This window comes from Rhodococcus sp. NPDC003382 (assembly GCF_053589135.1).
The window spans coordinates 21,996-39,799 of sequence record NZ_JBSFRH010000055.1 but is presented as its reverse complement, the minus strand read 5'-3'; the positions used below and the strand labels follow the sequence as shown (position 1 = coordinate 39,799).

17 protein-coding genes are annotated in these 17,804 nt (G+C 69.2%); 9 read left to right on the top strand and 8 right to left on the bottom strand.

Annotated elements, in window-relative coordinates; translation table 11 throughout:
• The first annotated feature begins 465 nt into the window (after nucleotides 1-465).
• Both ACWDUD_RS26555 and ACWDUD_RS26550 read left to right on the top strand, forming a co-directional pair.
• Nucleotides 466-624, top strand: a complete 159-nt coding sequence (locus ACWDUD_RS26555; RefSeq protein WP_450111262.1) for a hypothetical protein — start codon at nucleotides 466-468, stop codon at nucleotides 622-624.
• A gap of 62 nt (nucleotides 625-686) precedes the next feature.
• The gene (locus tag ACWDUD_RS26550) at nucleotides 687-3,638 is read left to right on the top strand and encodes an FAD-binding and (Fe-S)-binding domain-containing protein (RefSeq protein ID WP_450111265.1); all 2,952 of its coding nucleotides are present in this window, start codon (nucleotides 687-689) and stop codon (nucleotides 3,636-3,638) included.
• An 18-nt stretch (nucleotides 3,639-3,656) separates the two neighbouring features.
• On the opposite strand, the gene ACWDUD_RS26545 is transcribed toward ACWDUD_RS26550, so the two are convergent.
• On the bottom strand, nucleotides 3,657-4,325 hold the full coding sequence (locus ACWDUD_RS26545; protein WP_450111261.1) for a TetR/AcrR family transcriptional regulator: 669 nt from the start codon (nucleotides 4,323-4,325) through the stop codon (nucleotides 3,657-3,659).
• Between the two features lie 213 nt (nucleotides 4,326-4,538).
• On the opposite strand from ACWDUD_RS26545, the gene ACWDUD_RS26540 reads away from it, so the two are divergent.
• From ACWDUD_RS26540 to ACWDUD_RS26525, 4 genes are all read left to right on the top strand, one after another.
• A complete protein-coding gene (locus ACWDUD_RS26540; RefSeq protein ID WP_450111260.1) occupies nucleotides 4,539-5,342 on the top strand; it encodes an SDR family NAD(P)-dependent oxidoreductase in 804 nt (267 codons plus the stop codon).
• Between the two features lie 11 nt (nucleotides 5,343-5,353).
• A complete protein-coding gene (locus ACWDUD_RS26535) occupies nucleotides 5,354-6,502 on the top strand; it encodes a DUF5938 domain-containing protein (RefSeq protein ID WP_197252567.1) in 1,149 nt (382 codons plus the stop codon).
• Between the two features lie 2 nt (nucleotides 6,503-6,504).
• On the top strand, nucleotides 6,505-8,043 hold the full coding sequence (locus tag ACWDUD_RS26530) for an acyl-CoA synthetase (protein ID WP_248676218.1): 1,539 nt from the start codon (nucleotides 6,505-6,507) through the stop codon (nucleotides 8,041-8,043).
• 155 nt (nucleotides 8,044-8,198) lie between these two features.
• Complete coding sequence (locus ACWDUD_RS26525; RefSeq protein WP_450111259.1) at nucleotides 8,199-9,062, top strand: oxygenase MpaB family protein; 864 nt, start codon at nucleotides 8,199-8,201, stop codon at nucleotides 9,060-9,062.
• 76 nt (nucleotides 9,063-9,138) lie between these two features.
• Here the strand turns inward: ACWDUD_RS26525 and ACWDUD_RS26520 are convergent, their stop codons facing one another.
• The 4 genes from ACWDUD_RS26520 to ACWDUD_RS26505 all read right to left on the bottom strand — a co-directional run bounded on the left by ACWDUD_RS26520 (nucleotide 9,139) and on the right by ACWDUD_RS26505 (nucleotide 13,025).
• Nucleotides 9,139-9,900, bottom strand: coding sequence for an amino acid ABC transporter ATP-binding protein (locus tag ACWDUD_RS26520; RefSeq protein ID WP_307846081.1), 762 nt, complete (start codon nucleotides 9,898-9,900; stop codon nucleotides 9,139-9,141).
• Nucleotides 9,897-10,877 carry an amino acid ABC transporter permease gene (locus tag ACWDUD_RS26515; RefSeq protein ID WP_197251242.1) on the bottom strand — a complete coding sequence of 327 codons (981 nt, stop codon included), beginning with the start codon at nucleotides 10,875-10,877 and terminating at the stop codon, nucleotides 9,897-9,899. The genes ACWDUD_RS26520 and ACWDUD_RS26515 overlap by 4 nt, the downstream gene beginning before the upstream one ends.
• Before the next feature lie 13 nt (nucleotides 10,878-10,890).
• Nucleotides 10,891-11,817 carry an ABC transporter substrate-binding protein gene (locus ACWDUD_RS26510; RefSeq protein ID WP_450111258.1) on the bottom strand — a complete coding sequence of 309 codons (927 nt, stop codon included), beginning with the start codon at nucleotides 11,815-11,817 and terminating at the stop codon, nucleotides 10,891-10,893.
• A 77-nt stretch (nucleotides 11,818-11,894) separates the two neighbouring features.
• On the bottom strand, nucleotides 11,895-13,025 hold the full coding sequence (locus ACWDUD_RS26505; protein ID WP_450111257.1) for an isocitrate/isopropylmalate dehydrogenase family protein: 1,131 nt from the start codon (nucleotides 13,023-13,025) through the stop codon (nucleotides 11,895-11,897).
• On the opposite strand from ACWDUD_RS26505, the gene ACWDUD_RS26500 reads away from it, so the two are divergent.
• The 3 genes from ACWDUD_RS26500 (at nucleotide 13,024) to trxA (ending at nucleotide 15,224) form a co-directional block, all read left to right on the top strand.
• Nucleotides 13,024-13,542 carry a 2'-5' RNA ligase family protein gene (locus tag ACWDUD_RS26500; protein ID WP_197251240.1) on the top strand — a complete coding sequence of 173 codons (519 nt, stop codon included), beginning with the start codon at nucleotides 13,024-13,026 and terminating at the stop codon, nucleotides 13,540-13,542. The two genes, ACWDUD_RS26505 and ACWDUD_RS26500, sit on opposite strands and share 2 nt — an antisense overlap.
• A 223-nt stretch (nucleotides 13,543-13,765) precedes the next feature.
• On the top strand, nucleotides 13,766-14,776 hold the full coding sequence (locus tag ACWDUD_RS26495; RefSeq protein ID WP_248675983.1) for a GlxA family transcriptional regulator: 1,011 nt from the start codon (nucleotides 13,766-13,768) through the stop codon (nucleotides 14,774-14,776).
• 79 nt (nucleotides 14,777-14,855) lie between these two features.
• Nucleotides 14,856-15,224 carry a thioredoxin gene (gene trxA / locus ACWDUD_RS26490; protein ID WP_197251239.1) on the top strand — a complete coding sequence of 123 codons (369 nt, stop codon included), beginning with the start codon at nucleotides 14,856-14,858 and terminating at the stop codon, nucleotides 15,222-15,224.
• 83 nt (nucleotides 15,225-15,307) lie between these two features.
• Here the strand turns inward: trxA and ACWDUD_RS26485 are convergent, their stop codons facing one another.
• The 3 genes from ACWDUD_RS26485 to ACWDUD_RS26475 form a co-directional block, all read right to left on the bottom strand.
• On the bottom strand, nucleotides 15,308-16,453 hold the full coding sequence (locus ACWDUD_RS26485) for an RNA polymerase sigma factor (RefSeq protein ID WP_450111256.1): 1,146 nt from the start codon (nucleotides 16,451-16,453) through the stop codon (nucleotides 15,308-15,310).
• On the bottom strand, nucleotides 16,450-16,857 hold the full coding sequence (locus tag ACWDUD_RS26480; RefSeq protein WP_450111255.1) for a YciI family protein: 408 nt from the start codon (nucleotides 16,855-16,857) through the stop codon (nucleotides 16,450-16,452). The genes ACWDUD_RS26485 and ACWDUD_RS26480 overlap by 4 nt, the downstream gene beginning before the upstream one ends.
• 149 nt (nucleotides 16,858-17,006) lie before the next feature.
• Nucleotides 17,007-17,624 (bottom strand): TetR/AcrR family transcriptional regulator, encoded by a 618-nt coding sequence (locus ACWDUD_RS26475; protein ID WP_450111254.1) that lies wholly within the window; start codon nucleotides 17,622-17,624, stop codon nucleotides 17,007-17,009.
• Between the last annotated feature and the right edge of the window lie 180 nt (nucleotides 17,625-17,804).

Genomic DNA, 17,804 nt, shown 5'->3' with positions numbered 1-17,804 from the left:
ACCTACGCCCGCCCCGGCCACACCCATTCCTGGGCACTGGACCGTCCCGGCGCAGTCATCCGCGTCCGCATGATCGATGCCCCCGGTTTCGGCAGCAGCCGCTACCGAAACCACGCACGACTCGACACCCCGCGCTCGCGTCGGCACGCGGAATCGAGTCGCGTTCACCGAACGCTGCACCGGATGCCGGCACACCCCCCGTATTTCGACCTCGGGGGGGAAATGTTGCTGCCCCTGCGGATGATCATGTCGGACACACGACCGGCGACGTAGCCGTTGTCGTCGATCCGCACCAGGCCCTTCTGGGACCGCGCACCAGGGCCCCGCCGACGAAGTGAACGCACGCCTCGCGACACGTAAAATCCACGGCTGGCACACCGTCCTCGACGCCGCCACCCGGCAGAATCTGTCCCTGCGCCGAGCCGCGACCGTCACCGGCGTGACAACCACGAGAGAAGAGAAACCATGGCCTCCCTGAGCTCGGCACTCGAGCAGGCGACACCCGTCGTCGTCACCATCACCGGCCATGGCCACGGGATCGAGTCGGGACTCCGACGCGTCGAGTTCGCGGTCGCAGCCGTAACCGGCGCAGTCTCCGTCCACGCCCGATCGAGCACACCGTGACCGACGATCACTCCACCACAGGCCCGAACCAGAGTTCCCTCTCCGCCGAGGAGAACGTCCGGATTCGGCTCCTCGCCGACCGGCTCCACTCGCGCGGCGTGCCGATCGATACCTCCGCGCGCCGACTGGCCGAGTACTCCTACGACGCCTCCAACTACCGGGTGCAGCCGTTGGCCGTGGTCTTTCCCCGGTCCGCGGATGACGTCGCGGCAGTGGTGGCCGTCTGCGGCGACACCGGGATTCCCCTCGTCAGCCGAGGGGGTGGGACGTCGATGGCGGGCAACGCTGTCGGTCCCGGTGTCGTCCTCGATTTCTCCCGGCACATGAACCGCATCCTCGACATCGACGAGACCTCCGGTGTCGCCGATGTCCAGCCGGGTGTCGTGCTCGCGACCCTCACGCAGGCGACCGAGAAGGCGTCCTCGGGTCGCATGACCTTCGCGCCCGATCCCTCCTCGAAGAACCGGGCCACGGTCGGTGGGGCGCTGGGCAACGACGCCTGTGGCAACCACTCCGTGCGCTACGGACGCATGTCCGATCACGTCCACGAGATCGACATCGTCACCGCCGACGGATTCCGGCTCACCGCCGCCGAGCGCGGCCTGCGCGCCACCGAGCCCGACGATGCAGACGCTGCCGCTCGCGCGGAACAGCTCAACGCCGAGCTCACCGCACTGGCCTTGCAGCACCTGCTCGAGTTCCGCACCGAACTCGGGAGAATCCCGCGACAGGTCTCGGGCTATCACCTGGCCAACCTGTTGCCGGAGAAGCGGTTCGACGTCGCCCGTGCTCTCGTCGGATCCGAGGGAACCTGCGCCGTGATCGTCGGTGCCCGAGTCAAGCTCGTCCCCCGCCCGTCCAGTGCGCTGCTGGTCTGCCTCGGCTACAACGACGTCGTCGACGCGGCCCGTGACATCGAAACCATCCTCGAATACTCCCCCGCCGCCATCGAGGGCGTCGACGCGGCGATCGTCGAGACCATGCGGTTCCGCCGGGGCGAGAACTCCGTCCTCGGCCTTCCTGCGGGGAACGCCTGGCTCTACGTCGATCTGGACGGTGACGACCCGGACGCCGTGGCCGCTGCAGCCGACGCGTTGCTCGGCGAGCTTCGTCGAAACGGCCGCCTCGTCGACGGCCGCACGGTGCCCGACACCACCGAACGTGCATCACTGTGGCGGGTGCGTGAGGACGGCGCCGGGCTGTCCTCCCGCCTCGCGTCCGGCGGCGAATCCTGGCCCGGCTGGGAAGACTCCGCCGTCGCACCGGAGAACCTCGCCGACTACCTCCAAGACTTCCGGGCATTGCTCGACAAACACGGTCTGCAAGGAGTGATGTACGGGCACTTCGGTGCAGGCTGCATGCACATCCGCATCACCTACGACCTGCGCACCGAAGAAGGCAGGGAAGTCTTCCGCGCGTTCACCCACGAGGCCGCACGCCTGGTGGTCCGGCACGGTGGGTCGCTGTCCGGAGAACACGGCGACGGCCGTGCCCGATCGGAGCTGCTACCGCTGATGTACTCGCCGCGGATGATCAAGGCGTTCAGCGATTTTCGATCGATCTGGGACCCGGAAGGGCTCCTGAACCCGGGATCGCTGACCGAACCGGATCGGATCGATTCCAATCTCGCGTTGGCGGGCGTTCCCGAGCGCACCTGGCGCACCCACTTCGACCTGCACCCGATCGAGGCCGTCCGCCCCGACAGTGCCCGGCCGCAGCACATGCCCGACCCGTGGGTGCACGCTGTCCAAGGCTGCATCGGAGTCGGCCGATGCCGGTCCGACGCCGGTGGCGTCATGTGTCCGAGCTACCGCGCCACCCAGGACGAGAAGGACTCGACCCGCGGCCGGGCCCGGGTGCTGCAAGAGATGGTGCGCGGCGCCCGCACGGTCGAGGAAGGGTGGAAGTCCGAGGAGGTGCGGGAGGCGCTCGATCTGTGTCTGGCGTGCAAGGCCTGCTCGAGTGACTGCCCGGCCGGTGTCGACATGGCCACGTACAAGTCCGAGTTCTTCTCGCACTACTACGACGGCAAGCGGCGACCCCTGTCGCACTACTCTCTGGGCTGGCTACCGCGCTGGCTCGAGCTCACCGGTTTGGCAGCACCGCTGGTCAACACGATATTGCGCACTCCTCTCGCGAAGTCGGCCGCCGCGCTCGGTGGGGTGTCCCCCGACCGAGCGCTTCCGCCCTTCGCCTCCCGCCGGGCCTGGAAGAAGGCCGTGGGTGACGCGCTACGAGGCCGGCCCGGCTCGACGCCCGTGGTGCTTTTTCTCGACACCTTCACCCGCGGGCTACGCCCGGAGGTCGCGGGCGCCGCAGCCCGCGTGCTCGCCTCGGCGGACCAGCAGGTGAGCTGCTCCGCGGACGCATGCTGCGGACTGACCTGGATCTCCACCGGTCAGCTCGACACCGCGAAGAAGAAACTCGGCGACGCCGCCCGGAAGCTCGACGACGGCACCGACCGGCCGATCGTCGTCGTCGAGCCGAGTTGCGCGGCCGCCCTGCGCAAGGACCTGCCCGAGCTGGTGCCCACCGACGCTGCGCGCCGCGTCGCCGCGCGGGTCCGCAGCTTCGCTTCGTACATGGACACGCTGGTTCACAACGGCTGGACACCCGAACCGGCGCACCCGTTGCCGAACGAGATGGTGCTGCAGACACACTGCCACGAGTACTCCGTGTTCGGGGCCGGAAGCCACCGCCGGGTCCTGACCGCAGCGGGTGTCGACGACGTCCGCGACGCAACCGGATGCTGCGGCGTGGCGGGCAATTTCGGGTTCGAGAAGCAGCATCACGACATCAGCATGAAGGTTGCCGAGCATTCCCTCGCGCCTGCTCTGCGTGCGGCCGGCGACAACACCGGGGTGGTCACCGACGGCTTCTCGTGCGCGATGCAGGTCGCCCAGATCGATGCGTCCGCCCCGGGCCGGCATCTCGCGGAGCTACTCGATCCCGGTCCGCGAATCTCTCTGTCTCCGAACGTATCCGAGGAGGCAGGCGAACGACCGGCGGAGTGAATCCCCTGCACCCAGGGGTCAGGCGACAAGATCGGGCATGAGTCCGAACACCTTGCCCCCCAGCCGATCCGACGCCGACGTCGCCGAAACCTCGGCGTCACCCTCTCCGGCAGCGAGCGCGTCGCGCTCGACGACGTGCTCGAGCAGCGCAGCGAAGAATACCCCGTCGAGCATTGCGTAGGCGGTATTTCGGTCGTATCGCAGTGCGGCACCGGATAATTCGGCGTAGCGGGTCAGGACCCGATCGATCATGTCGCACAGTCCCCCGTCGATCGCCGCGACGTCCTCGCGCAGCGCCGGATCGAACATCGACTGGTTGCGCAGGTCGTACCAGAGCCGGTGCATCGGCGCCTCGGTGCGCAGGGTCTCGGCGAGCTTGTCGGCGAAACCGCGGCGCAGTTCCTCCGCGGTCCGCGCGGTGGCGACGACCTCGTCGTATCGGGTCATGCATCGCGCCTTGTAGTAGCGGACGCAGTGCAGGATCAGGTCGGTCTTGTCCTTGAAGTAGTAGTGGACGACGCCGTGCGAGAACGGCGAATTCTGCGCGATCTCCCGTAGGGAGGTGCGGGCGTAGCCGAGTTCGCCGAGTGTCGCCAGGGCCGATTCGGCCAGCTGCACACGGCGTTCGTCGTACTTGTCCTGCCGACTGCGAATCGACCGACCGGCAGGCGTCGCCAGGGGGTTCATTGCTCGCCAGTCTAGTTGACAGCCAATGAACTTGACAGTCGACAAGAATTCTCGGGCCACTCGTCCGAATTGTTCTTGACAGTCGTCAAGCATTCGGCCACGATGTGATGTACGCCACATTCATCGGCTGCCAGCCGCAGCGAGCCGGTCCACGCACCGGCCCATCTCCCCCTGCTCCGTCCGTACGACCCGCAGACCACACAGGAGATCTCCATGAGCGTGTTCGATCTGACCGGGCGCCGTGCACTGGTCACCGGTGGGGCCCAGGGCCTCGGTGAAGGAATGGCCAAGGCGCTCGCGGCGGCCGGTGCGAGCGTCGTCGTCGCCGACATCCAGGACAGCGGTGCGGACGTCGCCGCGGCCCTGCCCTCCGACGGCGGCCGGAAGCACGGATTCGTCCATCTCGATGTGACCCGGGAAAGCGAGTGGGAGCGAGCGATCTCGGAGACCGTGCAGCTCGCCGGGGGCCTCGACGTGCTGGTGAACAACGCCGGCATCGAGATCACGAGCCTGGTCACCGACGTCGACGTCGACGCCGTCCGCCGCATGCTCGACATCAACATCCTCGGCACCACCCTCGGCCTCAAGCACGGACTGCGGGCGATGCGGCCCGGCGGCGCCGCGGGCAACGGCGGCTGCATCGTCAACATCGCGTCGGTCGCCGCGACGATCGCGTTCCCGGGCATCGCGGTCTACTCGGCCACCAAGTCCGCCGTCGACCGGCTGACCCGCGTCGCCGCGATGGAGAGCGGCAAACTCGGCTACGGCGTCCGCGTCAACTGCGTCTACCCCGGCCTCGTCCCCACCGCGATGGGTGCCGGACTCGCGAACGACATGGCCACCCTAGGGCTCTTCGGTTCACCCGAGGAGGCGGTCGCGGCCGTCGTGGACCTGACCCCGTCCGGGCGTCTGGGCACCGTCGAGGACATCGCGGACACCGTGGTGTTCCTCGCCTCGGACGCAGCACGATTCGTCAACGGTGTCGGCCTCCCGGTCGACGGCGGCATGGGAATGTGAGGAGCGGACCCATGAGCACACCGAACCCGGCACACGCCGCCCGCCGCGTCGTCGTCTACGGCGCCTCCGGATACACCGGCCGCCTCGTCTGCGAGTTCCTGCGCCAGTTCCGCATTCCGTTCGTCGCGGCCGGCCGCGACAAGGCGAAGGTCGACGACTCGATGCGCACGCACGTGCCCGGCATCGAGACCGCCGACTTCGAGGTGGTGCAGGTCGAGCACACCGTCGAGGCGTTGACCTCGCTGTTCGAGGATGCCGACGTCGTCCTCAACACCGTCGGGCCGTTCTCCGATCTCGGCCCCGAGGTGGTGCAGGCCTGCCTGGCCGCGGGCACGCACTACACCGACACCACGGGCGAGCAGGACTGGCTCATCACATGCGACGAACAGTACGGCGCGAAATTCGCCGACGCCGGCCTGCTCCTCGCCCCCGGGATCGCGCAGATGTACACCACCGGTGAGATCGCGGCCCAATTGTGTCTGGAGACACCGGGTCTCGACACCCTCGACATCGCCGTGTTCTGGGGTGGCAGCCCGACCATCGCCTCGACCCGCACGATCCTGGTCAACGCCGCGACGTCCGCGGCGCATTACCTCGAGCAGAACGAGTACGTCCCGTTCGATCCCGGACAGGGACTCGTCCCCCTCGTCGTGCCCGGTCAGCACGAACTCGCGCAGTCGCTGCCGTGGGGTGGCACGTCGCACCCGGTCTGGTTCCGCCGCGACCCGCGCGTCGCGAACGTCAAGGCGCAGGGCGGCGTGTTCAATGCGGCTCTGATGCACGGGGTTCCGCAGATCGTCGCGCAGGCGCTCGAGGCGACCAAGGACATGACGCCCGAGGACCGGGACGCCGCGCTGACCGCCACGGCCCGGCAGGTCATGAACGTCATGCCGCCGCGCGAGAATCCCCGCGTCAACAAGTCACTCGACTCGGTGCACGCGTCGGGCCCGCTGGGCCGCGCGCACTGCGTGATCCACGGCAACAGCAACTACCAGCAGACCGGTCTGCTCCAGGCGTTCGCGGCCCATTGGCTGCTCCAGCAGCCCCCGAAGCGGGTCGGATTCGCCAGCGGGTGCCAGGCATTCGGCCATCACGAACTGCTCGGAATCCTACGGAGTTTCGGACTGGTCTCGAAACCTGTTCTGACCGTTCAGGATTGACGATGCGGATCGTCGACTACCTCGACAAGGGCGCGTCCGTCGGACCGGACCGGCCGTGCTTCACGACCGACGGCGACACGTGGACGTACGCGACGGTGCAAACCCTCGCGAACGACGTGGCCTGTGCGCTCGTGACGCACGGTGTGCGCAGCGGCAGCAAGGTCGCCGTGCTGTCCGGCAACGATCCGCTCGCGTTCGCGTGCGTGTTCGGCATCAGCCGAGCCGGCGCGGTGTGGTGCCCGATCAACCCGCGCAACGAGGCCGCCGAGAACCGGGAGATCCTCGACCGCTTCGACTGCGAGGTGCTGCTGTACGCGTCGGCGTACCGCGACCTCGTGGACCGCATCCGCCCGGATCTGCCGGCGATCCACACCTGGGTGCAACTCGACGGCGACCCCGGTCCCGACGCGCTGAGCTGGGAATCGTTCCGCGCCGACGCGCTCGAGGGCGCCGTCCAGGACGCCGCGCCGCCGGACGACCTCGCGATGATCGTCGGCACCGGCGGCACGACCGGGCGCCCCAAGGGAGTGCAACTGACCGGCACCAATCTCGAGACGATGACGGCGCTCACGCTCATGAGCTATCCGTTCCCGTCCCGCGGGGACCGTCCGGTGTATCTCGCGCTGGCGCCGCTCACCCACGCCGCCGGCGTGCTGTGTTTCCCGGTGCTCGCGTCCGGCGGCGAGATCGTCATCATGCGCACCCCCGACGTCGGGCAGTTCCTGCGGCTGATTCCCGAGCACCGGGTCACGCACACGTTCCTGCCGCCGACCTTGATCTACATGGTCCTCGCGCATCCGGACCTGGACGCCACGGACCTGTCGAGTCTGATGTGTTTCTGGTACGGCGCGGCCCCGATGAGCCCGACCCGGCTCGCCGAGGCTTTGGACCGGATCGGGCCGATGGCACAGTTGTTCGGGCAGACCGAGGCGCCGATGATGATCTCGGTGCTGCCGCCGGACGAACACCGCCGACCCGACGGGTCGATCGCCACCGAGGTCCTCAGCTCAGCCGGACGGCCGACTCCCCTCGTGACCGTCGCGGTCATGGACAAGGACGGGACGTTGCTCCCGACCGGGGAACGCGGGGAGATCGTCATCCGCTCGTCGCTCGTGATGTCCGGCTACTACAAGAATCCCGAGGCCACCGCGGAGGCGAGCCGGTTCGGGTGGCACCACACCGGCGACATCGGCTATCTCGACGAGTCGGGGCTGCTGTTCATCGTCGACCGCGCGAAGGACATGATCATCACCGGCGGATTCAACGTGTACTCCACGGAGGTCGAGCAGGCGATCCTCGCGCACGACGCGGTCCAGGACTGCGCGGTCATCGGCCTGCCGGACGACAAGTGGGGCGAACGCGTCGTCGCGGTGGTCCAGCCGCAGCCCGGACGCAGCGTCGACCCGGCCGAGCTCACCGCGTTCGTCAAGGAACGCATCGGATCGGTGAAGGCCCCCAAGCAGATCGAGGTGTGGCCGGATCTGCCGCGCTCGAAGGTCGGCAAGGTCCTCAAGACCGACATCAAGGCCGCGTTCGGCTGATCGCTCGCGGCGTGGCGCACAGGCACTTCGAGCATCCGGCAGACGTGAGCGGCGTGGCGCGCGCGTCGCGGCGGGTGTGATGCGGCACAGGGCCATAGCATTCGCATGGATCACACATGCACATGCCCCCGGTGCTGAGAAGGAGCCACCCACCCGTGACCACAACCACCCCGCGCCCCTCCCAGAACGCCCCCCGAGAAGACGACGGCTACTTCGGCCCCGGTTCCGTCTCGTGGAAGGTCTACGCCGACCCGTCTTCCCGCGTCGCCGGCATGGCGGGCCTCCTGCTGCAGGCGCTCAACCCCGGCATGATGCGGCTGTTCGAGCACGCGTCGGCCGCGTACGCCGATCCGAAGGGCCGAGACGAACGCACCGGCCGCTATCTCGACACGGTCATGTTCGGCGACAAGGCCCACGCGGATGCCGCCGCCGCGTCGGTGCGACGCATGCACGCGCACGCGGTCTGGGACGACCCGCACACCGGCACCACGTTGCGCGCCGACGAGCCCGCGTGGATCGACTGGACCCACAACGCCCTCGCGTTCGCGCTGCTGCGCGGTGCGGAGGCCTTCGGCCTCGAGTTGACCCCGGCCGAGCAGGACGCGTTCGTCGTCGAGCAGCACATCGCCGCGGAACTCGTCGGCGCAGACCCTGCCCGCCTGCCCGCGACCCGCGCCGACCTCGAGGCCTACGTCGACGAGCAGCGCCACTGGCTGTCACTGTCCCTCGCGGCCGCCGAGGTGACGCACGCCCTCCGCAAGCCGAGCCTGCGGGGCAACCCGGTGAAGGTGTTCACGTTCGTCGTCGTGCAGGACGGCATGCTGTCGATCCTGCCGGAGTGGGCGCGCCTGATGTACGGCATCGAGGGGCGCCCGATGAACCTGCGCGCCGCCGCGCGCACCACCAAGCGCCTGATCGGCATCGCCCGCAAGAACGAGTCGTACGACAAAATGGTCGCCGAGATCACCACCCGCATCGACGAGACGCCGTACCGCAAGGTGCGTGCGCGCAAGGCCTGAGCTCCGCAGCCGCACAGCACGAAGGCCCCCGGGGGGTGGGGGCCTTCGTCGAGCTCGAACCGTGTACGGCCCGGGGTTACAACAGATTCGACAGGAACGTCTTGGTGCGCTCGTGCTGCGGGTTGGCCAGCAGCGCACGCGGATCCCCGGCTTCGACGACGACACCGCGGTCCATGAACACCAGCTGGTCGGCGACCTCCCGCGCGAAACCCATCTCGTGGGTGACCACGATCATGGTCATGCCGCCCTTGGCGAGGTCCTTCATCACCGACAGCACCTCCCCCACCAGTTCGGGGTCCAACGCCGAGGTCGGTTCGTCGAACAGCATCAGTTTCGGTTCCATCGCCAATGCCCGTGCGATCGCGACCCGCTGCTGCTGACCGCCGGACAACTGGGCCGGATAGGCGTCGGCCTTGTCGGCGAGACCGACACGGTCGAGCAGTTCGCGGGCCCGTTCGGTGGCTTCGCTGCGGCGCTTCTTCTTCACCAGGACCGGCGCCTCGACGACGTTGGCCAGTGCGGTCCGGTGCGGGAACAGGTTGAAGTGCTGGAACACCATGCCGATGTCGCGGCGCTGCTTGGCCGCCTCCCGCGGGTGCAGCTCGTGCAGTTTGCCGCCGCGCTCGGCGTAGCCGACCAGGGTGCCGTCGACGTACAGGCGTCCGGCGTCGACCCGCTCGAGGTGGTTGATGCACCGCAGGAACGTGGATTTCCCGGAACCCGACGGACCGATCAGACACGTCACGTTCCCGCGCTCGACCTGGAGCGAGATGCCCTTGAGCACCTGGACCGCGCCGAAGTTCTTGCAGACCCGATCGGCCTGGACCATGGGCGTCACTGTGCGTCACCTCCGGGTGCGATGCCGCCGCCCCCGTGACCGGGCGGCAACGGTTTGCCCTGCGCGTCGGCGAGGGCCTGCAGCTGGCGGGCGGTGAGTCGGCGGCTCAGGCCCTTCGAGTAGTGCCGTTCGAGGAAGTACTGGCCGACCATGAGCACGCTGGTGATCGCGAGGTACCAGGTGGCGGCGACGAGGAGCAGCGGGATGGGCTGGAAGTTGGCGCCCGAGATGTCGCGCGCCCGGCCGTAGAGCTCCAGCGTGTACGGCACGGCGGCGACCAGCGAGGTGGTCTTGAGCATGCTGATGAGCTCGTTGCCGGTGGGCGGAATGATCACCCGCATCGCCTGCGGCAGGATCGTGCGGCGCATGGTCTGGGACCACGACATGCCCAGGGCGGTCGATGCCTCGGTCTGGCCTTCCGGGACGGAACCGATTCCGGCGCGGATGATCTCGGCCATGTAGGCGGCCTCGTTCAGGCCGAGGCCGATGACCGCGAACAGGAACGCGGCGTTGATGCCCTGCAGGTCGATGTGCACGAACTGGTGCACGAACGGGATGCCCAGGTCGAGCTGCTTGTAGATGGCCGGGAACAGGCCCCAGAACACCAACTGCACGTACACCGGGGTGCCGCGGAAGATCCACAGGTACACCCAGGAGACGGTCCGCAGCACCGGGTTCGGGGACAGTCGCATGACGGCGAGCACGATCCCGAGCAGAACCGCGAGGATCATCGCGAGCACGGTGAGCTGAATCGTCTTCCACGCCGCCGCGGTGATCCGCCGATCGAACAGATACTGCGCGTAGATGTCCCAGCGGTACGCCTCGTTGGTGGCCGCGCCCCACAGGAACAGCGCCACGAGTACGGCGACGACGACACCTGCGATCCACCGTCCGGGCCGGCGCAGCGGCACCGCCTCGATCGGCGCCGGTTCGGTCCCGGCCTGCGGGCCGCTCACGGAGCTCGCCTGCTCGCTCATCGGACCCCTTCCGTCAGCTCGGCGCAGCGTTGATCTGCGCGGTGTCGATCATTCCGTCTTCCATGCCCCACCGCTCCGCGATCTGCGCGTACACACCGGAGTCGATCAGTTCCTGCACGGCCTGCTGCAGGACCGGCCCCAGCGGGGAGTCCTTGGCGACGACGAACCCGTACGGGGCGGCGTCGAACACTTCCCCGGCCGGTTCGAGCCGGCCCTCGCTGCGTTCGATCGCGTACGCGGTGACGGGCGAGTCCGCGGACAGTGCGTCGACGCGGCCGAGGATGAGCGCGTTGGTGGCCTCGTCCTGGCTGTCGTACTTGACCTTGTCGATGGGGGGTTTGCCCGCGGCGACGCACGCCTCGCTCTTGGCCGGGATCTCGTCGATGTCCTCGGTGGTGGTCGTCTGCACCGCGACACGCAGGCCGCACGCGTTGTTCGGGTCCACGTCGTCGCCGACGCGCTGCGCCCACTGCACGCCAGCGCTGAAGTAGGTGACGAAGTCGACGGACTTCTCGCGTTCCTTGGTGTCGGTGAACGACGACGACCCCATGTCGAACGTGCCGGACTGCACCGCCGGGATGATCCGGTCGAAGTCCGACTCGCTGATGTTCATCGTGACGCCGAGGACGTCGCCGATCGCGTCGAGCAGTTCCACCGCGTACCCGACGATGTTGCCGTCGTCGTCCTTGAACTCGTTGGGGGCGTACGGCGGGTTCGATCCGACCTTGATCTGTCCTGCGGCCGCGATCGACTCGGGCAGCTGTGCCGCGATCTCGTCGACCTTCTCGGCGCGGATCGGGTCACCGGGCGGCACCGTCGCTTCGGTGTTGCTCACGCATCCGGTCGCGACCGCGAGCACCAGCGCGAGCGCGAGAATCCACGCCGGGGCACGTCGCCGACGTCGGCGGGCGGCAGGTTCCGATCCGGCGGGTTCGTCCACAATCGAACAGTAACCGGACGGTGGCCGGGTGTCCCGGAATGCGCGCCCCGACATGCACCTCGCCGCCCGTGTGCCCCTCACCGCAGGCGGGTGCGGGCGAGCACGATCTCGGTGAACTCCGCGGTCGAGGCCTGCCCGCCCAGATCGGCGGTCGCGACACCGGAGGCGATGGTCTCCTCGACGGCGTGCTCGATGCGGTGCGCCGCGCGCTGCAGATACGGGAGGTCACCGGTGGTGGCGATGCGATCGAGCAGCATCGCCGCCGATAGGAACAGGGCCGTCGGGTTGGCGCGGTTGCGGCCCGCGATGTCGGGGGCGGCGCCGTGCGCGGCCTGCGCCATCGCCTTCGTCGCGGACGCGTTGATCGACCCGGCGGTGCCGAGCGAGCCGGCGAGTTCCCCGGCGAGGTCGGAGAGGATGTCACCGAACATGTTCTCGGTGACGACGACGTCGTAGTCGCCGCCGTGCCGCACCAGGTGCGCGGCCATGGCGTCGACGTGCTCGTCGTCGACCGCGATGCCGGGATACTGCGCGCCGACGTCGCGGCACACGTCGCGGAACAGCCCGGTGGTCATGGAGAGCACGTTCGCCTTGTGCACGATCGTCACGCGCCGGCGGCGGCGCGCGGCGAGCCCGAACGCGATGTGCGCGATCCGTTCGCACGCGGCGCGGGTGAACACCCCGACGGCCAGCGCGACGTCGGGGGTCGGCATGAACTCGCCCGAGCCGACCGCCATGTTCCGGTCGGCGTACAGGCCCTCGGTGTTCTCGCGCACGATGACCAGGTCCATGTTCGGTACGACCGCGCGCACACCGGGCAGCGCCTTCGCGGGCCGGATGTTCGCGTACAGGTCGAACTGTTTGCGGATGCGGCCGCCGGGGGTGAGTTCGCTGCGGAACGGTTCGGGATAGGACGCGTTGTCGTGCGGGCCGAGGATCCACGCGTCGAGATCGGCGAGCGCGTCGAGCGTGGACTGCGGGAGCGGGGTGCCGTGGGTGGCGATCGCGTCCGCGCCGATGGGCAGCGGCACCCAGTCGATCGCCGGTCCACCGGCCGCGGCGACCGCAGCGTCGACAACCCGCTGGGTGGCGGGCACGATCTCGTGGCCGATGCCGTCACCGACGAGCAGGCCGATGCGGTGGCCGGAGGAGGTGAACGGGTCGGTCGTTGCGGTGGAGTCGGTCACCGCGTAATGATTGCGCACCATGGTGCAGTCCGTGGAACTGCTGCTCGACGATCGGCTCGACGATGCGGTGCGGGCCGAGTGGGATCGGCTGCTCGGCGCCGGGATCAGCAGTGCCGCGCGCGTGCGCACCGAGACCAACCGGCCGCACATCACGCTCGCGGTCGCGGCGTCGATCCCGCCCGGGATCGAGGGGCAGATGCGGGAACGGATCGACGGGTCGCCGATCGAGTTGCGGCTCGGCGGGATCGTGGTCTTCGGTGACCGGCACGCGACGCTGGCGCGGCTGGTGGTGCCGACGGTCGAACTGCTCACCCTGCACCGCGAGGTGTTCGCGCTGCTCGAGCAGTGCCCGGGGATCCCGCCGCACATCCGGCCCGGCGAGTGGACGCCGCACGTGACGCTGGCGCGGCGGGTGCCTGCCGGCCGGATCGGCGCGGCGATCGTCGCGACGCATGCGGCGAGAAACGAACTGGACGGGACATCGGCGGGGATCCGGCGGTGGGACGGTCAGGCGAAGCGCGAGTGGCGCGTGGTGTGACCGTGCCATGGCTCAGAACCGGTAGTCGCCGAATTGGGTTGTCTCCCTGTGGGTATCGGGAGTCAGATCGGCCAGGGACAGCGCCGTCAGGACGACGAGGACGAGGGCGAAGACTAACAGGGCGGTCATGCGATCCAGCGTGCGCCGCACCGCCTTTCACCGACAGTGGCAGATATGACAGTTTTGCTCGTTTTTCTGCCAATCCGGTGGCACACTGGCAGACATGTTGAAGACCGTGGTGGTGCCGCTGCTCCCCCGTATCGAGGCGTTCGAACTCGGCGTCGCGTGCGAGGTGTTCGGATTCGACCGGTCGGACGACGGCCTGCCCACCTACGATTTCACGCTGATCCGGGGCACACCGCTGCCGGTCACCACGCGGTTCGGCTACACCATCGACGTCCCGTACGACCTGGACCTCCTCGACTCCGCGGACCTGATCATCGTGCCCGCCGGCGGCACCGGCGTGGCGACGCCGCAGGACCAGAGCTACGTGTGCGGCCCCGACGACGACACCTGCGACCTGGAACCGCTGTTCGAGAAGTTGCGGGCCGCGGTCGAGCGCGGCGCACGCGTGGCCAGCATGTGCACCGGCGCCTTCACCCTGGCCGCCGCCGGTCTGCTCGACGGACGGCCCTGCACCACGCACTGGAAGCACGCCGCGCGGCTGGCCGAGATGTATCCGGCGGCGAAGGTCGATCCCGACGTGCTCTACGTCGACGACGGCGCGGTGCTCACCAGCGCCGGTACCGCCGCCGGGATCGACCTGTGCCTGCACATCGTCCGCAGCGAACAGGGCGCCCACGTCGCGAACACGATCGCGCGGCGCATGGTGGTGCCGCCGCACCGCGACGGCGGGCAGGCCCAGTACGTCGCGATGCCGTTGCCCGAATGCAAGTCCGAAACCCTTGCCCCGCTTCTCGATTGGATGACCGAGAATCTGGACCGGGAGTTGCCGGTCGCGGTCCTCGCGGAGAAGGCCCACATGTCGGCGCGCACGTTCGCCCGCCGGTTCACCGCCGAGACCGGCACCACCCCGGCGCGGTGGCTGCGCGACCAGCGGGTGCACGCCGCCCAGCAACTGCTCGAGAACACCGACCTGCCGGTCGACGTGATCGCCGACCGCGTCGGATTCGGCACCGCCGCGGTGCTGCGGCAGCATTTCCTGCGGGCACGGCACACCACCCCGCAGGCCTACCGGCGCACGTTCCGGACGGAACCGGTGCCGGTCTCCTGAACGGCGCCGGACGGCATCGGGAAGAATCGAGCGTGCCCGGGTGTTGAAGCGGCCGGAGCATCCGATCGAAAGGAACACCGTGGCTACCCAGTCCCTCACGCAGCAGAACTTCGACGAGATCGTCGGCGGCGACGGCGTCGTCCTCGTCGACTTCTGGGCCTCATGGTGCGGTCCGTGCCGGCAGTTCGCGCCGACGTTCGAGGCATCGTCCGAGAAGCACCCCGACGTCGTGCACGCGAAGGTCGACACCGAGGCCGAGCAGATGATCGCCGCGCAGTGGGACATCCGCTCGATCCCGACGATCATGGCGTTCCGCGACGGTGTGCGCGTCTTCAGCCAGGCCGGTGCCCTGCCCCCGGCCATGCTCGAGGAGCTGGTGACCCAGGTCAAGGCCCTCGATATGGACGAGGTGCGTCGGCAGATCAAGGCGCAGACCCCCGAGGCCTGACGGCAGTTCGCCCAGGCGAAAGACAGCCGCGCGCGTCCTCACGCGCGCGGCTGTCTTTTCGTCGGCGGGTCTTTCGCTTCCGGTTACGGGCGCAGCAGTTGCCGCACCCGCGCGGCCTCGCGGGTGAGGTGATCGCGCTCCGGCACACTGGGCGCGACCCGCGCGGCCTCGGCATACAGCTCGGCGGCGACGGCCAGGTCACCGGCGCGTTCGTGCAGGTACGCGGCCGCTGCGGTGTACCGCGGCAGGCCGGGATCGACCTCGGCGAGCGCGGCCAGCCCCGCCTGCGGTCCGTCCGCCTCCCCCACCGCGACGGCCCGGTTGAGCCGCACGACAGGGCTGCCGGTGAGGTGCAGCAGCTCGTCGTACCACTCGACGATCTGCACCCAGTCCGTCTCGGCGGCGCTGGGAGCGTCGGCGTGCAGGGCGGCGATCGCGGCCTGCGCCTGATATTCGCCGAGGCGGTCGCGGACCAGCGCGCGCTGCAGGATCGTCACCCCTTCGGCGATCAGCGCGGTGTCCCACCGCGAGCGGTCCTGTTCGGCGAGCGGCACCAGGCGACCTCCCGGACCGGTGCGCGACGCGCGACGCGCGTGGTGCAGCAGCATCAGCGCGAGCAGTCCCGCGACCTCGGGTTCGTCGGTGAGGACGACGAGTTGGCGGGTCAACCGGATCGCTTCGGCCGCCAGGTCGACGTCGCCGCCGTAGCCCTCGTTGAAGACGAGGTAGAGCACCCGCAGCACGGTCGCGAGATCGCCGGGCCGGTCGAGCGGCAGTCCCGCAAGCTTCCGTTTGGCCCGGCTGATCCGTTGCGCCATAGTCGCTTCGGGAACGAGACAGGCCGCGGCGATCTGCCGGGTCGTCAGGCCCCCGACCGCACGCAACGTCAGCGCGACCGCCGACGCGGGCGCCAGGGTGGGGTGCGCGCACAGGAAGTACAGGTGCAGCGTGTCGTCGGTGGCGGGGACCGGGCCCGTGGGTGGCTCGGCGTCGACCGCCACTTCCCTGCCCCGCCGCGACGATTCTGCGCGGGCCGCGTCGAGGAACTTGCGCCACGCGGCGGTGACCAGCCATCCCTTCGGGTCGCGCGGCGGGTCGTCCGGCCAGGTTTCCAGCGCCCGGATCAGCGCTTCCTGCACGGCGTCCTCGGCCGACGCGAAGTCTGCTCCGCGCCGGACGAGGACGCCGATCACCGCGGGCACCAGTTCCCGCAGCAGGGCCTCGTTCACTCCGTCGCCGTCGGCTGCTCGGTGAGGAACGGCCGCACCTCGAGCCACTCGTGGAGCGGTTCGCCGCCGCGACCTGGCGCGGCCGACAGTTCCGCGGCCAGCTCGTACGCGCGTTCGTGGGAGTCGACGTCGATGATCATCCACCCGGCGATCAGGTCCTTCGTCTCGGCGAACGGACCGTCGGTCACGGGCGGGCGTCCCTCGCCGTCGTAGCGCACGAAGGTGCCCTCGGGCGCCAGGGCCTGCGCGTCGACGAACTCTCCGGATTCCTCCAGCCGGGCCGCGAAATCGCGCATGTACTGGATGTGAGCGTCGACCTCCTCGGGCGTCCACCGGTCCATCGGCACCGAGTCGCTGACGGGGTCCGGTCCGCCTCGGTAGTGCTTGAGCAGCAGGTACTTCATGGTTGGCCCTCCTCGGTCACACGGCCCGTGTCGGCCGTTCGTACCCCTGGGACGGAGCCGGGGTCGCGTTCTCGACACCGACCAGCGTGCCGGGTTCCGCCGGACATCGAGACGGATTCGACCGACCCGTCCGGCGACGCGGTCCGCGGTCAGGATTCGGCGGGACGGGGCTGGGCCAGGATCGCGGACCCGACCCAGCGGCGCAGGTAGCGGCGCATCTCGTCGTCGCTGCGCGGCGGGTGCCCGGGTGAGACGAAGAACGACTGCATCGTGCGCAGCAGGTACTCGACGAGTTCGTGCAGCGACGCGTCGTCGTATCCGTAGCTCTCCCAGTCGACGTCGAAGCGCCGGATCATCGTCATCCCGAACAGCTGGGCCTCCTCGGAGGTGATGCGGTCGGGGTCGGCGTTCGAGTACGAACTGGACAGCAGCAGGCCCAGGTGCGGTGTGCGCCGGACCTCGGCGAGGGTGTAGAGCACGCCTTCGGTCATCGCTTCGGCCGGGTCCTCGATCCCGCGGACCTGTGCGGTTAGGCGGTCGAGGAATCCGGCGACCGAGGCGATCGCGGCGGCCTGCATGAGCGCGTCGGCGCTGGGGAAATAGCGGTAGACGGTCTGGCGGATGACGCCGAGCGCTTCGGCGACGTCGGCGATGCTGATGGCTGCTCCGGTGCGTCCGATCAGGTCGACGGCGGCGGCGACGATCCGTTCGGCTGCTTCCTCGTCGCTAGCCGGGGGACTTCCACCCCACCCACGCCTACCTGCCACTGACTGCTTCCTCGGTCGAGCGAGTCCGGGGATCGGCGTGCTCCGGGGAGCGTGCGCCCACCCCGCGGACGGAGTGTCGAAGGTAGCACGGACCGCCCCCGGATCCGGGTCACGAAACCCGCGAAACAGATCATACAAACTCTCGATCGAATGTATGATCTGGATCACCGCGTCTCGTCG

Coding starts and splice junctions, on each gene's coding strand:
- ACWDUD_RS26555 (WP_450111262.1), top strand. CDS start 466: ATGGCCTCCCTGAGCTCGGCACTCGAGCAGGCGACACCCGTCGTCGTC.
- ACWDUD_RS26545 (WP_450111261.1), bottom strand. CDS start 4,325: ATGAACCCCCTGGCGACGCCTGCCGGTCGGTCGATTCGCAGTCGGCAG.
- ACWDUD_RS26540 (WP_450111260.1), top strand. CDS start 4,539: ATGAGCGTGTTCGATCTGACCGGGCGCCGTGCACTGGTCACCGGTGGG.
- ACWDUD_RS26535 (WP_197252567.1), top strand. CDS start 5,354: ATGAGCACACCGAACCCGGCACACGCCGCCCGCCGCGTCGTCGTCTAC.
- ACWDUD_RS26530 (WP_248676218.1), top strand. CDS start 6,505: ATGCGGATCGTCGACTACCTCGACAAGGGCGCGTCCGTCGGACCGGAC.
- ACWDUD_RS26515 (WP_197251242.1), bottom strand. CDS start 10,877: ATGAGCGAGCAGGCGAGCTCCGTGAGCGGCCCGCAGGCCGGGACCGAA.
- ACWDUD_RS26500 (WP_197251240.1), top strand. CDS start 13,024: ATGGTGCAGTCCGTGGAACTGCTGCTCGACGATCGGCTCGACGATGCG.
- ACWDUD_RS26505 (WP_450111257.1), bottom strand. CDS start 13,025: ATGGTGCGCAATCATTACGCGGTGACCGACTCCACCGCAACGACCGAC.
- ACWDUD_RS26495 (WP_248675983.1), top strand. CDS start 13,766: ATGTTGAAGACCGTGGTGGTGCCGCTGCTCCCCCGTATCGAGGCGTTC.
- ACWDUD_RS26480 (WP_450111255.1), bottom strand. CDS start 16,857: ATGAAGTACCTGCTGCTCAAGCACTACCGAGGCGGACCGGACCCCGTC.